The 15,218-nt window shown below is 66.7% G+C and carries 13 protein-coding genes; 8 read left to right on the plus strand and 5 right to left on the minus strand.

Features of this window, described 5'->3' with window-relative positions; all coding sequences use genetic code 11:
- Positions 1–400 precede the first annotated feature (400 nt).
- Genes ABLE94_RS00210 through ABLE94_RS00225 form a run of 4 tightly spaced genes read left to right on the plus strand, consistent with a single transcriptional unit; the run spans position 401 to position 2,929 of the window.
- A complete protein-coding gene (locus ABLE94_RS00210; protein WP_348805116.1) occupies positions 401–1,318 on the plus strand; it encodes a hypothetical protein in 918 nt (305 codons plus the stop codon).
- Positions 1,305–1,763, plus strand: coding sequence for a hypothetical protein (locus ABLE94_RS00215; protein WP_348805115.1), 459 nt, complete (start codon positions 1,305–1,307; stop codon positions 1,761–1,763). The genes ABLE94_RS00210 and ABLE94_RS00215 overlap by 14 nt, the downstream gene beginning before the upstream one ends.
- Entirely contained in the window at positions 1,760–2,380 is a 621-nt protein-coding gene (gene mce1N, locus ABLE94_RS00220; protein WP_348805114.1) for a transport-regulating membrane protein Mce1N, read from the plus strand. Before ABLE94_RS00215 ends, mce1N begins: the two co-directional genes overlap by 4 nt.
- A 3-nt stretch (positions 2,381–2,383) precedes the next feature.
- The gene (locus ABLE94_RS00225) at positions 2,384–2,929 is read left to right on the plus strand and encodes a DUF6328 family protein (RefSeq protein WP_348805113.1); all 546 of its coding nucleotides are present in this window, start codon (positions 2,384–2,386) and stop codon (positions 2,927–2,929) included.
- A 4-nt stretch (positions 2,930–2,933) separates the two neighbouring features.
- Here the strand turns inward: ABLE94_RS00225 and ABLE94_RS00230 are convergent, their stop codons facing one another.
- Together ABLE94_RS00230 and ABLE94_RS00235 are read right to left on the minus strand one after the other, a co-directional pair.
- Positions 2,934–4,982, minus strand: coding sequence for an acyl-CoA dehydrogenase family protein (locus tag ABLE94_RS00230; RefSeq protein ID WP_348805112.1), 2,049 nt, complete (start codon positions 4,980–4,982; stop codon positions 2,934–2,936).
- A gap of 97 nt (positions 4,983–5,079) precedes the next feature.
- Positions 5,080–5,946: a helix-turn-helix transcriptional regulator gene (locus tag ABLE94_RS00235; RefSeq protein ID WP_348805111.1), complete on the minus strand. Its 867-nt coding sequence runs from the start codon at positions 5,944–5,946 to the stop codon at positions 5,080–5,082.
- A gap of 135 nt (positions 5,947–6,081) precedes the next feature.
- Here ABLE94_RS00235 and ABLE94_RS00240 point away from each other — a divergent pair, with 135 nt between their 5' ends.
- Positions 6,082–7,770 (plus strand): AMP-binding protein, encoded by a 1,689-nt coding sequence (locus tag ABLE94_RS00240; RefSeq protein WP_425476100.1) that lies wholly within the window; start codon positions 6,082–6,084, stop codon positions 7,768–7,770.
- A 5-nt stretch (positions 7,771–7,775) separates the two neighbouring features.
- On the opposite strand, the gene ABLE94_RS00245 is transcribed toward ABLE94_RS00240, so the two are convergent.
- Complete coding sequence (locus ABLE94_RS00245; protein ID WP_348805110.1) at positions 7,776–8,261, minus strand: hypothetical protein; 486 nt, start codon at positions 8,259–8,261, stop codon at positions 7,776–7,778.
- Between the two features lie 235 nt (positions 8,262–8,496).
- Between ABLE94_RS00245 and ABLE94_RS00250 the strand changes: the two genes are divergently transcribed.
- The 3 genes from ABLE94_RS00250 to ABLE94_RS00260 all read left to right on the plus strand — a co-directional run bounded on the left by ABLE94_RS00250 (position 8,497) and on the right by ABLE94_RS00260 (position 11,752).
- On the plus strand, positions 8,497–9,237 hold the full coding sequence (locus tag ABLE94_RS00250; RefSeq protein ID WP_348805109.1) for a TetR/AcrR family transcriptional regulator: 741 nt from the start codon (positions 8,497–8,499) through the stop codon (positions 9,235–9,237).
- 96 nt (positions 9,238–9,333) lie between these two features.
- Positions 9,334–10,497, plus strand: a complete 1,164-nt coding sequence (locus tag ABLE94_RS00255) for an acyl-CoA dehydrogenase (protein WP_348807695.1) — start codon at positions 9,334–9,336, stop codon at positions 10,495–10,497.
- 361 nt (positions 10,498–10,858) lie between these two features.
- Entirely contained in the window at positions 10,859–11,752 is an 894-nt protein-coding gene (locus ABLE94_RS00260; RefSeq protein ID WP_348805107.1) for an endonuclease domain-containing protein, read from the plus strand.
- A 60-nt stretch (positions 11,753–11,812) separates the two neighbouring features.
- Here ABLE94_RS00260 and ABLE94_RS00265 read toward each other — a convergent pair whose 3' ends face one another.
- Positions 11,813–13,285, minus strand: coding sequence for an NAD-dependent succinate-semialdehyde dehydrogenase (locus ABLE94_RS00265; RefSeq protein WP_348805106.1), 1,473 nt, complete (start codon positions 13,283–13,285; stop codon positions 11,813–11,815).
- Positions 13,272–15,209: a primary-amine oxidase gene (locus tag ABLE94_RS00270; protein WP_348805105.1), complete on the minus strand. Its 1,938-nt coding sequence runs from the start codon at positions 15,207–15,209 to the stop codon at positions 13,272–13,274. The genes ABLE94_RS00265 and ABLE94_RS00270 overlap by 14 nt, the downstream gene beginning before the upstream one ends.
- Positions 15,210–15,218: the final 9 nt, after the last annotated feature.

Raw genomic sequence — 15,218 nt, forward strand, 5'->3', positions numbered from 1 at the left:
CGCTTTCGTTTTCGCTGACGGCGCTCTGGTACGCACTGACAGCGCTCTGGCGTTCGCTGACAGCGCTTTGGTACGCACTGACAGCGCTTTCGCGGTCACTGACGGCGCTCGCTTCGACGTTGACAGCGCTTTCGCTTTCGCTGACGGCGCTTTGGTACGCACTGCAGCGCTCTGCGGTCGGATCTGTCCCTGATTTCAGTATCGGATGAGCGCTGTCAACGTTGGTGAGAGCGCTGTCAACGTCGACGAGAGCGCTGTCAACGATGACGAGAGCGCTGTCAGCGGTGACGAGGGCGCTGTCAGTGGTGACGAGAGCGCTGTCAACGTGGGGGCGAGCGCTGTCAACGATGACGAGGGCGCTGTCAGTGGTGACTCCCGCGCGTTCATTACCCTGGAAGGCATGTCTTCATCCACCGACCCGGGCGGCAGCTCCGGCCCGGGCAGCGACGATCGGCAGGGTGGAAAACCCAAGATCGTCGAGTCGATCGTCATCGCGTCCGAACTGTGGATCGTGGTGCTGCTCGGACACATCATCACCACGATCGCCACCTACGGCCAGACGCGGGACGCCTACGTCGATTTCGCCAGGTCCAGCTACGGCGAGGGCACCGAGGAGTACAACCTCGTGACGTCGTCGGGTCTGGTGATCACCACCATCGTGATCACGCTGATCGTCGAGATCGCGGTGGCGGTCACTCTCCTCATCCTGACCCGCAAGGGCTACAACTGGGCGCGATTCCTGCTCGGTGCGTTGAGCCTGTTCCTGGTGATCACCACGTTCTTCTCGCTCTTCGGCGACGTCCACCCGACGTGGGCGATGGTGCCCAACGTGATCGGCGGTGTCGCCGCACTCGGCGCGGTGGTGTTGCTCTTGCGCCGCGAATCCGACACCTACTGCAAGAAGATGGCGCAGTGGCGTCGCGCACCGCGCGTCCCGGCGGCGCCGCCCTATCCGCCCATTCCCGGCCAGGGCCACCCGCAGGCGGGCGCTTACCCGCCGCCCGGGGCGTATCCCCAGCCCGGGGCGTATCCCCAGCCCGGCGCATACCCGCAATCCGGTCCGTACCCGCCGCCCTACGGCTACGCCCCACCCGGCTATCCGCCGCCGAACGGCTACCCAAGCGCCGGGTACCCGCCGTACCCCGGTCAGCAGCCGCCGACCCCGAGTTCCCCGGAGCAGCAGCCTTCCGCCGCAGACGACCCACGGAACGAGCGCGCGGGTGCTTCACTCAGTAAGGAGTCACCCGGCGCCACGTCGTCCGACGCCAACCCATCCGTCGACCAGACCGAAGGAGATCAGTCCCGTGACCAAACCTGATCCCGCCCAGCGCCCGAACATCGTGGTCTGGGCCTACCGCTGCTGGCTGGTTGCGGGCGGGCTGTTGGCTGCGCTCGGTGTGGCCTACATCCTTCTCGGCATCTTCGTGACAGTCGAAACGCTGATCCCGGTTGGCATCGGCGTTCTGGTGGCGGCCGTCGGCGTCGCCTACATCCTGCTGGGTTCCAAGACCTACACCGGCGATGAACGGTGGCGCTCCTCGCTGGCGGCGCTCACGTTGGTCGTGGTCATCATGCTGCTGGTCCTGAGCTTCCTGGCGCCGCTCCTCGCGGTGGCGCTGCTCGTCGCGATCATCGCCCTGTTCGGATCCCTGCTCGCCTACCGGCCGGAGGCCGACACCTGGTTCACCGGCAAAGAACCGGCCACCACCGCGCCCGCGAAGAAGGGCGCACAGCTCAAGAAGCGGGGGAAGAAGACCCGGTGACCGCAGACCGGTCGCAGGAGCCCGACGAGCCGGGTGACCCGGACGACGCCGACTCCCCAGACGACGCCGACACCGCGGAAGACACGGATTCCCCGGAAGACGCCTTCATACCCACCCCGATCCCCGACAACCCCGGCGAGGTCCTGTTCTACGAGCCCGGCGGCAGCTGGTGGGTGGTGGCCGTCGGTCCCGTCCTCATCGCGGCGGTCCTCGGTATGGAGATCGCCGGACCGGGGCAGGTGCACTGGCTGGTCATCGGCATCTTCGGCCTGATCGTCGTCGGATTCTCCGTCATCCAGGTCGTCGCGGCCCGCAAGCACGTGACCGTCGAGCTCACCGAGACGACACTGCAGCAGGGCACCAAGATTCTCGCCCTGGCCGATATCGATGAGATCCACCCCGCCAACAACGGTTCCGAACACCAGAAGTGGGAAAGCGCCCCCGCGCTCGGCGAGTTGCACGGCGTCCCCCGACGACGGACCGGTGTGGGCGTCACCCTCGCCGACGGCAGCCTCGCTCAGGCGTGGGCGCGCGACGTGGAACGCTTCCGCAACGAACTCACCGAGGCGCACCTCGCGGTCAAGCTCGGCTTGCCGCCGCGCGGGACGGACTCGTAGGGGGTGCATCCGGAGCCTCCGGCGAACGACCGGTCCGACGACGGATTGGCCGATTCCGACTGGAATCGCACGCAACGCTCGGAGACCGGCACCCAACGACTCGACCGCAACTGGTCATCGCTGCTGCAGGAACTGCGGGTGGCACAGACCGGTGTTCAGGTGCTCACCGCGTTCCTGCTGACCCTGCCGTTCCAGTCCCGATTCGACGTCCTCGACCACGGCATGCGGATCTTCTACCTCGCGGTCGTGGCGTGCGCGGTCGGCTCCACCGTCCTGCTCGTCACGCCGGTGGCGTTGCACCGGGCACTGTTCCGCAGGCATCGACTGCCCACACTTGTCCCGTGGGCTCATCGGATCGCCTACGTCGGCCTGCTCTTCCTGGGTGTCGCACTCAGCGGCAGCATGGTCGTGGTGTTCGACGCGACCGTCGGTCGGGTTCCGGCGCTGGTGGCGGGTGGGTGCACCCTCGCGGTGTTCGCGGCGTTCTGGCTGGTTCTTCCGTTCGTGCTGCGCCGGGGTTCCGAACGCGGCTCCGAGCGATCGAGGTGACCCGTCACCCGTTCTCGATCATCGGCGCCACCATCAACTGCTCCGGAATCCCGAAGGCGTCCACCAGGACCCCGGCGTACGGCCGCAGTTCGAGGCACAGTTCGTTGACGCCGCGCCGGATCGCCTTGGCCCGCTCCACCGACACGTGCCGGTGCATCAGGAACCACGACAGATCCTCCTCGAGCGCCGAGTAGACGAACAGGTCGCAGACCTTGCCCAGCAGTTCCGCGGTCGCCTTGGAGTCGCAGTCGTTGATGGCCTCGATGAACGACTCCAGCACCACCCGTTCGGTATGTGCCCGACCGACTTTCAGCAGATGATCCTGCGCATTGTTGAACACCTCGAAGGCGTCGTTGTCGTCACCTATCGCGCGCCGCAGACGCTGCGCGCAGGTCCGCACCAGATGATCCTCACGGTTGCGGAACAGGCGGATCTGGGTGCCGCGGTTGGTCAGATTCGACTTCTCCGGATCCTCGTCGGAACTCTCCAGCAGGGTCTGCACCACCTGCCGGGCCGCGGTCTTCTCGACGACGACGTCGCGCGCCATGCCGGCGATGAACCGCACCCAGCCGCCCGCCGAAAGGCCTTGCACGTCATCGGCATACGCCGACAGCAATTCCTTGGCGACCAACTGGGTCAGGACGGTGTTGTCGCCCTCGAAGGTGGTGAACACGTCGATGTCGCCACGGATGATCGAGATCTGGTTCTCGTCGAGATAGCCTGCACCGCCGCATGCTTCGCGACTGACGTTGATGGCATGGGAGGCGTGCCAGGTGGCGTACGCCTTCAAACCGGCTGCGGCGCTTTCGAGTTCACGTTGCCGCCCGGCGTCGGAATCATCCGGTGCGGCCGACTGCACCTCATGCAGTTCGGCGGTCAGCTCGTTCTGCGTGCACGCGATCGCATACGACTTCGCGATGAGCGGCAACAACTTCCGCTGATGCCCGAGATAGTCCAGGACGGTGATCTCCGAGTCGCTGTCCGGGGCCTCGAACTGCTTGCGTACCAGGCCATAACGGGTGGCCAGCGCCAGCGCCTTACGGCCCGCCGCACCCGCCGTCGCGGCCACCGACACCCGGCCGCGGATCAGGGTGCCGAGCATGGTGAAGAAGCGCCGGTTGGAGTTCTCGATGGGGGAGCGGTAGGTGCCGTCGGTGTCCACGTCGGCATAGCGGTTGAGCAGGTTCTCCGCCGGGATGCGCACGTCGTCGAAGGTGATGCGCCCGTTGTCGACGCCCGCGAGGCCACCCTTGTATCCGCAATCACTGGTGGTGACGCCGGGCAGGTCGTTGCCGTCGGCGTCGCGGATGGGCACCACAAAGCAGTGCACCCCATGGCTTTCCGGCTCTTCCCCGGGTCCGGCGGTGATCAGCTGGGCGAACACCGCCGCCACCGTCGCATGCTGGGCGGCGCCGCCGATGTAGTCCTTGCGCGACGACGGCGTGGGCGAGGTCACCACGAATTCCTGCGTCTGCGGGTCGTAGGTCGCGGTGGTCTCCAGGGCCTGCACATTGGAGCCGTGGCCGGTCTCGGTCATCGCGAAGCAGCCCAGCAGATCCAGTGAGATGATGTCGGCGACGTAGCGGTCGTGATGTCGTGCGGTACCGAGGTTTTCGACGGCACCGCCGAAAAGTCCCCACTGCACACCGGATTTCACCATCAACGACAGGTCGGCGTAGCCGAGCATCTCGATCGCGGTGATCGACGCTCCGATGTCGCCGGTGCCGCCGTGGTCGGTGGCGAAACCCGCGCCGGCGAAGCCGTGCGACGCCAGTTCCCGCATCTCACCGAGAATCCGCTCACGTGCCTCGTCGAGCGTCAGCGACGGATCGGGCAGCAGATCGGAGCGGTCGGACAGCTCGCGCACCATGTCCCGGGTCGCGGCCCAGCGGCCGTCGAGTGTGCGGCGCAAACCCTCGACCAGCAGATCGCGGGTGGCGTCGTTGATGGCGTCGTCGTCGTGCGGTGACGGCACGTCCCCCGCGGCGACCGTCGTGGTGGTGCTGGTGGTGTCGTCGGGATTGGCGGTCGGCGATTGCGTGGGTGTGGACATTCCTCCACGGTACGTATCCGGACTCCGTGGCTTGCCGGTTTCGATGGATCGTGGCGTCGCGCTGCGGCGCGGACACGGGGCAACACCGGGGGCGACGCTACGGCAGCAACCCCATCCGACGCGCCGTCACGACCGCTTCGCGCCGATTGTGCACCTCGAGCTTGCCCATCAGGTTGCGGACGTAACTCTTGATGGTCTCCGGCCGCAACGACAGCCGCTCGGCGATCTCGGCGTTGGCGCATCCCAACGCGAGGTGGGCGAGCACATCGCGTTCGCGTGGCGAGAGCGTCACCGCGCACGTCGGCCGCGAACCCAGGCCCCGCAACCGCTCCTCGACGTCGCGCAACCGGCCGGCCAGCGCCTCATCGGTCGTCGTCGCGGCGATCTCCCGCAACGCGACATAGCTCTCCACGATGGCGTCGGCGACCGTGGCGGGGACCTGCGGTTCGGCCGGTTCGACCCGATTCAGCTGCGCCACACGACGATCCACCTCGTCACGTACCTCGATCTCGTGAGCGAGTTGCCGCGCGGTGCCGACCATCCGGGCGATCACCCGATCGCCGATGCGTTCGGGACTGCGCAGGGCGCCGTACAGCACCGCCCGCGTCCTGCCGTCGACCACCGCCGGTGCGGCGATCAACGACTCGATGCCCTCCCCGGACACCTCACGGTCGTAATCGTGGGTGATCTCGGTGGAGGTGAAGTAGTCCGATACCGCGCCGGCGCGTCGTTCGGCGATGGTCCGCCCACCCAGGCCGCAGTCGGCCGAGATCAGCAGGTCCCGCAGGATGACGCTGCGCGTACCGACGAACCCCGACAGCACCGCCCCGCGGTCGTCGACGACGCCGCCGAAGAGCACCGGCAGGACGGTGGCGCGGCCCGCGGCACGCAGTGACGCGCGCACGGCGTCGGCGTCGTCGGGTCGGCGGGTGTCGATCGTCCCGGATCTGATCGCTGCGGCCATGTGGTCACCTCCTGCGGGCAAAACCACCCACTTCCGGGGGTGGTGCAACCTCCAGTGTGATCCATACCGTGGAAGGCGACAAAACGTCGCGGGCATCACCGACCCGCCGCACCGCGACCCGACCAGGAGAAACCGATGTCCGTGCCGGATGTGACCGCCCCACCCACCACCGACCTCGACGCCGAGTTCGGCCGCATCGACAGTGGCACCGCCAACCGTTCCGAGATGACACCCCTGCGGTTCCTGGAACGTTCGGCCCAGGTGTTCCCCGACCGCACCGCCGTCATCTACGGACAGCGCAGCGCCACCTACGGCGAGTTCGCCGACGAGGTGGCGCGACTGGCCCGCATCCTGGCCGACCGGATCGAGCCGGGGGAGCGGATCGCCTACCTCACCCCGAACGTCCCCGAGATGCTGGTCGCGCACTACGCGGTGCCGCTGGCCGGCGGGGTGCTCGTCGCCCTGAACTCCCGGCTGGCCGGACCCGAGCTGGTCTACATCCTCAACCACGCCGGCGTCACGACGCTGTTCTTCGACGCGGAGTTCCGGCACACGGTGTCGCTGATCGTCGATCAGGTGCCGGAGCTGACCACCACCGTCGAGATCGTCGACACCGAATTCGGCACCGTCCCCGGTGATGTCGCGGCATCCGGAATCCCGGGACTCGAGTCCTACCCCGACTTCCTGACGCGCGCAGACGATCTCGATCCGACGCCGATCCCGTGGACCGTCGACGACGAGAACACCGTCATCACCATCAACTACACCTCCGGTACCACCGGAAAACCCAAGGGCGTCATGTACACCCACCGCGGGGCGTATCTGAACTCCTTCGGTGAGACCTTCCACAACGAGTTCACCGGCCACAGCCGCTACCTCTGGACGTTGCCGATGTTCCACTGCAACGGCTGGTGCACCCCGTGGGCGGTCACCCAGGCATCGGCCACCCACGTCTGCCTGCGTGCGGTGCGGGCCGACGCGGTTTGGGATGCGATCGACGATCTCGGCGTCACCCACATGTGCGGTGCGCCAACGGTATGCACCACGATCGCCGGATCGCCGCGCGCCCATCGGCTGGACCGGCCGCTGCACATCACCACCGCCGGAGCGCCGCCGAGTCCGACGGTCATCGGTCAACTCGAGGCGCTCGGCATCACCGTCGTCCATGTCTACGGACTCACCGAAGTGTATGGGCCGTATACGATTTGCGAGTACCAGGACGCCTGGGACGATCTCGCACCGGCCGAGCGTGCCACCAAGTTGTCGCGGCAGGGAGTCGGCATGGTGCAGGCCGAGGACGCGCGCGTGGTGGCGCAGGGCACCCTGCCGCTGACCGACGTGCCCGCCGACGGCGAGACGATGGGCGAGATCGTGCTCCGCGGCAACAACGTGATGGCCGGATACTTCAAGGATCCCGACGCCACCCGAGAAGCCTTCGCGGGCGGCTGGTTTCACACCGGCGATCTCGGCGTGATGCACCCCGACGGCTACATCCAGCTGCGCGACCGGGCCAAGGACATCATCATCTCCGGCGGTGAGAACATCTCCACCATCGAGGTGGAGCAGGTCCTCGTCAGTCACGACGCGGTGCTCGACGTCGCGGTTGTCGGTGTGCCCGACGAGAAGTGGGGGGAACGGCCCCGCGCCTACGTGCTGCTGAAACCGGGTGCGACGCTGGCCACCGACGATCTCATCGCCTATGCCAAGACCCTGCTCGCCGGGTACAAGGTGCCCCGCGACATCGTCATCGCCGACGACCTGCCACGCACCTCCACCGGGAAGGTGCTCAAGTTCGAGCTGCGCAAGGATGCTTCGGGAAGCTGAGAGGCTCAGCGCGACAACAGTGTTGCCGCGATCGTCGGCGGCACCATCTCCATCGGGATGAGCAACGAGATCGATTGGGTGGTCCGGACCGCCAGCATGTCACGGCGAGCGGCCACGGTCGCGACGCTGGTCATGTCGACGGTGGTGGTGATTCCGCCGGCCATGAACATGATGTGGGCGGGTCCGAATTCGGCCATCAGCGCGGTGTCCCTGGGCGCGAAGCGCTTCCAGGTGGTCAGCGTCTGCAGGTAGGGAAGCGCCACGTTGGTGACGCCGAGACAGATGAGCGTGATTCCGATGACGATGATCGGGAAGGCGGCCGGCAGGGAGTTCGTCGTCTCGCCAACCAGTACGCCACTCACCACTGTGGCGACACCGACCACCAACGGAACGCCGAACTGTATCGCCGCGAGCACGGGATTGCCGAAGGCCACCGCGCGGGCCGCCCGAGAGGCCAGATTCGCGTCGGCGGTCGAGGTGGTGCGGATCATCGTCGGAGGCGCGGTGGTCGGCGAAGGGCGATCGCTCAATGAGGTGTGCGGTCGGTGACCCTGTGCGTGGGTAGCGCCGGTGACTTCAGGACCGCTCACGGTGCCGACTCCTGCTGACGGTGGGTGATGTGCGCCCTCGATCTGATCATCTCCGGGGTGCGGAGGCACCGCGCGCCGCCGTGATTCATTCGGCCGCCCTACCGCAGCGGCGTTCGGTGAGCCACACTGTGATGCCATGGCACCGAGTGACACGACCGGCGAGCCGGACGATCTGCGCACCCTGGTGGTCGCCGAGTCGATCCGGCTGTTCAGCGAGAACGGGTACGAGTCGACCACCGTCGACCAGATCGCCGCGGCCGCCGGGGTGTCGCGCCGCACCCTGTTCCGGCAGTTCCGCTCCAAAGAGGACATGATCTTCGCCGACCACGAGGCGTTGCTCGCGCAGGTGACCGAACGACTGTCGGCCGAAGAGTTCGCACCGGATGAGGCACTCGATGCCGGCGACCCGTGGACCGTGGTGTGCGCGGCCGCCGAGATCGTCTTCACCCACTTCCTCGCGACGCGCGACCTCGCGGTCCGCCGGCTGCACGTGGTCTCACGGGTTCCGGCACTGCGGGACCGCGAACTCGTCACCACCTACCGCTACCAGCGGGTTTTCGAGGAGTACCTGCGGCGCGTGGTTCCCGGTGGGTCGGCGGTTCACATCGTGGCGTTCGCCTCCGCGGTGACCGCGGTGCACAACTACCTGCTGAGGTCGATGATCCGCGGGGACACGGATGCGACCCTGCAGCGGTTGCGTGCCGAGCTGGCCGAGGTGCGCACGGCACTCGGTGCCGACCACCGGGCGCGCGATGCGGCCGGATCCGCCGACGATGCGATCGCGGTGGTGACCTATCCCGCCGACGCCGACCCGGACGTCGTCGCCGAGCAGGTTCGTCGACAACTGCGTGCCGTTGGCCGCAAGCAGGGACAATAGAAGAGACCGTTCATTGACATGGCACTGCGTGCCATGATGAACTGTACCGAAGCGACATCACTGGCACGCAGTGCCCGACATGGCCGGAGGATCGACATGGGTTTTGGTAATCCCGAGTTCAACGTTTTCGAGCTCCCCGAGGAGCACATCGCCCTGCGTGAGGCGATTCGCGCGCTGTCGGAAAAGGAGATCGAGCCCTACGCCGCCGTCGTCGACGAAGAGGCGCGGTTCCCGCAGGAGGCCCTCGACGCGCTCGTCGCCTCCGGATTCAACGCCATCCACGTTCCCGAGGAGTACGACGGTCAGGGCGCCGACTCGGTGGCCGCGTGCATCGTGATCGAAGAGGTCGCCCGCGTGTGCGCGTCGTCGTCGCTGATCCCCGCCGTCAACAAGCTCGGCACCATGGGCCTGATCCTCAACGGCTCCGACGAGCTCAAGAAGCAGGTGCTGCCGTCCATCGCCTCCGGCGAGGCGATGGCCTCCTACGCACTGTCCGAACGTGAGGCCGGCTCCGACGCCGCGGGCATGAAGACCCGCGCCCGCAAGGACGGCAGCAACTGGGTGCTCAACGGCTCCAAGTGCTGGATCACTAACGGCGGCAAGTCATCCTGGTACACCGTCATGGCCGTGACCGATCCGGAGAAGAAGGCCAACGGCATCTCCGCATTCATGGTGCACAAGGACGATCCCGGCTTCACCGTCGGCCCGCTGGAGAAGAAGCTCGGCATCAAGGGCAGCCCCACCGCCGAACTCTACTTCGAGGACTGCACGATCCCCGAGGACCGCATCATCGGCGATCAGGGCACCGGCTTCAAGACCGCCCTGCAGACCCTCGACCACACCCGGCCGACCATCGGCGCGCAGGCCGTCGGCATCGCGCAGGGCGCGCTCGACAAGGCCATCGCATATGTCAAGGAGCGCAAGCAGTTCGGCAAGCCGATCTCGAGCTTCCAGGGTGTCGAGTTCATGATCGCCGACATGGCGATGAAGGTCGAGGCCGCCCGCCTGATGGTCTACACCTCCGCCGCCCGCGCCGAGCGCGGTGAGAAGAACCTCGGCTTCATCTCGTCGGCGTCGAAGTGCTTCGCCTCCGACGTCGCCATGGAGGTCACCACCGATGCCGTGCAGCTCTTCGGCGGCGCCGGCTACACCCGCGACTTCCCGGTCGAGCGCATGATGCGCGACGCGAAGATCACGCAGATCTACGAGGGCACCAACCAGATTCAGCGCGTCGTCATGAGCCGCGCGCTGCTGCGCTGACGCTGCGCGCGTACCCTGACGCGCCCTGACGCCCAACGGCGCCCACTCGCCTCCGTCGAGTGGGCGCCGTTTCGCGTCGAGTGTGCGCTGTTTCGCGTCGAGTGGGCGCTGTTTCGCGTCGAGTGGGCGCTGTTTCGCGTCGAGTGTGCGCGGTATTTCGTCGAGTGGGCGCTGTTTCGCGTCGAGTGTGCGCGGTATTTCGTCGAGTGGGCGCTGTTTCGCGTCGAGTGTGCGCCGTCTCGCGTCGAGTGTGCGTCGTTCGACGTCGAGCGGGCTCGCCGTACGACCGCTGACGTACCTGGCTCGGCGGAATCTGACCCAACGGTGGAACCGAATCGCCGCGCGCTGCGTCCAACCCGGCATGACAATCGAAGATTCCACCTCCCCGCCATCGCTGATCACTCGTCAGGACGCCATGTCCGTCGTCGGAATGTCCGCGGAACGTTTCGCCGCCGAGTTCCGTCGCGTGCGTGGCGGCGCGCACATCAGTCGAGCGGAGCTGATGACCGCTCGCGAACGCGTGGTCGCGATCGCATCCCAGGCGCAGGGCAATCCGGTCGTTGCCGGGCAGGCGGCAATGGTGATGCACGGCGCGAAGTGGTTCGACGCCGGCTTCGACGTCGTTCTCATCCGCGGCATCACCGCGTCCGGTCGCCCTGCTCTCGGGACGACCACGTGGCGACTGGACCTACCGGCAGAACACGTCGTCACGATCGACGGAATCGCGGTCACCTCACCGATCCGTACCGCCTTCGACGTGGGACGGATCCAGCCGCGAATGCGGGCGATCGGACACCTGGATACGCTCGCCGCCGCCACCGGTTTCGACCTCGATGAGCTCGCGGAATACGCAAAATCCCAGAAGCGAACTCGTCATGTGCGACAGGTGAGGGGGTTGGCCCCACTCGTCAATCGCCTCCACGAATCGCCCCGCGAGAGTTCGACGGGGCTGTTCATGCACGACTGTGGATTGCCGACGCCGGTGGCTCAGTTCGAGGTGTTCAACGAGTACGGAATCCTGGTCGCGCGCCATGACTGGGCGTACCCCGACCTGAAGATCGCGATCGAGTACGACGGCGAGGACTATCATTCGTCGCCGGAGCAGCAGGCGAGTGATGCGGCGCGAGATGCCGAATCAAACCGGCTGCAGTGGAAGGTGATCCGCGCCAACAACAAGCGGATGACCAGCGACCCCATGGGTCTCATCGCCGAGATCGCCGAGGCGATACATCAGCGCGGCGGCTACTACAGCTGATACCCACTCGACGAGAAAGGGCGCCCACTCGACGGGAATGGGCGCCCACTCGACGCCCGCCTACGGGGTGAGGGCCACGTACTTGACCGTCAGGTACTCGTCGATGCCCTCGGCGGCACCCTCACGTCCGATACCCGACTGCTTGACACCGCCGAACGGTGCTGCCACATCCGACATCACGCCGCGGTTGACGCCCACCATCCCGGAGTCCAACGCCGACGCCACCCGCATGCAGCGGTCCAGGTCGCGGCTGAAGAAGTATGCCGCCAAACCGTACTCGGTCGAGTTGGCCGCGCGGATGGCCTCGTCCTCGGAGTCGAAGGAGCTGATGACGGCCACCGGGCCGAAGATCTCGCCGCGGGTGACCGGGGCGTAGGCGTCCACCTGATCGATGACGGTCGCCGGGTAGAAGTAACCCTTGCCCTCGGGGGCCTTGCCGCCCAACCGAACCCGGCCGCCGTGGGCCACCGCGGTCTCGACCGCCTCGGCGACCTTGTCCCGTTGCGCGGCGCTGACCAGCGGGCCCAGGGTCACCCCGTCGTGGTAACCGGGCCCCATCCGCACCGCCGACATCTTCTCCGTCAGCTTCTCGGTGAACTCCTCGACCACCCCGGACTGCACCAGGAACCGGTTCGCGGCCGTGCACGCCTCACCGCCATTGCGCATCTTCGCCATGAACGCACCCTCGACCGCCTTGTCGATGTCGGCGTCGTCGAAGACCAGGAACGGTGCGTTGCCGCCGAGTTCCATGGAGGTGCGCTGCACGCGTTCGGCCGCCTGCCCCAACAGGTTTCGGCCCACCGGTGTCGAGCCGGTGAAGCTGATCTTGCGGATCCGGTCGTCGGTGATGATCGCCGAGGACACCTCCCGTGCATTCATCGTCGGCAGCACCGACAACACCCCCGCCGGCAGACCGGCCTCGGCGAAGATCTCGGCGAGTACCAACATCGTCAACGGCGTCTCATGCGCAGGCTTCACCACCATCACATTCCCGGCCGCGAGTGCCGGACCGATCTTGCGGGTACCCATGGCGAGCGGGAAGTTCCACGGCGTGATCGCCAGGCACGGTCCAACCGGCCCGTGCGTCACCAGGATTCGGCCGGTGCCGGCCGGCGAGTGGGTGAACCGCCCGTCGATGCGGACCGCCTCCTCGGCGAACCAGCGGAGAAACTCGTTGCCGTACTTGGCCTCGGAGATACTGTCCGGGAGGGCGCGTCCGAGTTCGAGGGTCATCAGCATCGCGAGGTCATCGGCCCGCGAGGCCACCAATTCGAAAGCGCGACGCAGGATCTCGCCCCGTTCGCGCGGCGGGGTCGCCGCCCAGTCGGCCGCCACCGCGGCGGCCTTGTCGAGGGCGCGGGCCGCGTCGTCCACCGTCGCGTCGGCGACCTGGGTCAACGGTTCCTCGGTGGCGGGGTCGTAGACGGTGAAGGTACCGCCGTCGGAGGCGGCCACCTCCTCGCCACCGATCCACAAACCGGTGGGCACGCCGTCGAGAATGGCCTGGGTGTCGATCACATCAGTGGTGGTCATGGTGCGTCCCTTCAGAATGGCAGTGCGACGACGGACTCGGTGCGACGTCGAGTGCGGGATTACGGTCGAAGAACCCGAACGGCTTGAGCCAGAACGACACCACGTCGACGGGCATCACCGGCCAGTCCTCCGGCCGGGTGATGTGGTGGATGCCGAAGACATACCACAGCACCACATCGGTGTTCTCGATCGGGCGATTGTTCTTGGTCCACTCCGCCATTCCGGTGTCGCCGTCGGACTGGTTGACGAATTCCCCGGCCGGCCACCGCTCGTCGGCGCTGTTCGGCGTCACCCACAGGGTGTGTCCGATCACGGTGGCGCGCTGGAAGATCGGCGACGCCGGATCGAACATCGCGGGGAACGCGGCGGTCGGGCTCAGCTTGTACGCCGGGTGCGCGCCGATGCCGGTGGTGACGTTGGTGTTGACCACTTTCCAGCTCTTCTGGGTGGCGAAATCCGGATCCTGCATCCCGTCCTGTTCGGTGCGCAGTGCCGTATTCTGTTGCACCAGCGACAATCCCAGCGGATTGCCCGGTCCCATCGGTTCGGCGACGGTCTCCGAGGCGAACACCGTGTTGTCGGTGCCGTCGATATCGAGATCCATGCGTGCCACCAGGAAGTGTTGGTGGAACGGCGCATACGTGCGGTTGTCGACGGTCGTGCCGTGCGGATTGGAGAGCACTCCCGGCGGCATCGGAGTGGTCACCATGATCCCGGTGGCCCGCACCTCACACTCGATGTTGCCGTCCTGATAGAACCGCCAGTACACCAGATACTCGTAATTGGCCACGGTGACATGGAAACTCACCGTCAGGCGCCGCATGCGACGGACCTCGGCACCGGCGTCGTGGTCGACATGCTTCCACAGGACCGCGTTGTCCTCTTCGTGAATGCAGATGGCGTTGGTGATGGTGTACGGCTCACCGGCGCTGTTGTGCAGCACCGCGTCGAGGTAACGGATCTCGCCGAGGCAGTCGCAGCCCAACTCCAGCGACGTCGTCATGAAGCCCAGGCCCCATTCGCCGATGTCGAAAGCGGTACGGCGGTAATGGTCTTCGCAGTGATCCCGGTAGGGGACCACCATCTCGGCAAACGAGAGGCGATGCGCCACCGACCGATCCCGGCCGCCGTCGCGGTAACTCACCTGGTGCAGGGTCATGCCCTCGCGGTAGTTGAAACCGACGCGCAGTGACCAGTTCTGCCAGGTGAGCTTGTTGCCGTCCAACTGAAACGACGGACCGTCGGGCTGGGTGATCTCCAGCGGCTTCAGGTCGGGCCGGGCGAAGGTGTCGCGGATTCGCTGCGGAATGCGACGCGGCACATACTCACCCATCACCTCCGGCGTCTCGAATCCGCCGGTATCTTCAATCCGCAGCAACTCCATCGTGTTGACGTCGATGACGCAGTGAAGTCCCGGAACAGGATTCGCGTACGGGTTGGTGCCCTCCGCGTCCTTGACCCAGGTGTCCGACCAGCCGAGCCGCCGACCCCGGTACTCCTCGGGAATGAGCACCCCGCCGTAGGTCCAGGTGTCCATGAACACCAGGTCCAGATCGGTGATGCCGCGAGCGGCCAGTGCCGCCTGGACATCCGGGTGTGCACGCAGCACGCGGTCGCATTCCTCGAACTCGTCGACGGTGAAGTTGGCCTGCACCCCCGGGATGGCGTCGAAGGACTCCACGCTCGAATCCGACAGTGAGACAAACGACTTGTAGGTGAGATTCTCCCCGGTGTTGAAGCACACCACCACCGCGCGCCGCGGTGGCACCGTGCCGTCGGCGTCGAAGGCGGCGAGCTCGGCCTTGGACGGTTCGGCCAATTCGATGGAGGCATAACGCCATCCGTCGCCGACCCCCTGTTCGGCCGCCAACAGAGCGGTGACACTGCGGAATTCGTCGGATGACAGCGGATCAAGCGGGTACATCGACTCGGC

Origin of the sequence: Gordonia sp. VNK1, from assembly GCF_040049135.1 — a bacterium.
GTDB classification, from domain to species: Bacteria; Actinomycetota; Actinomycetes; order Mycobacteriales; family Mycobacteriaceae; genus Gordonia; species Gordonia oleivorans.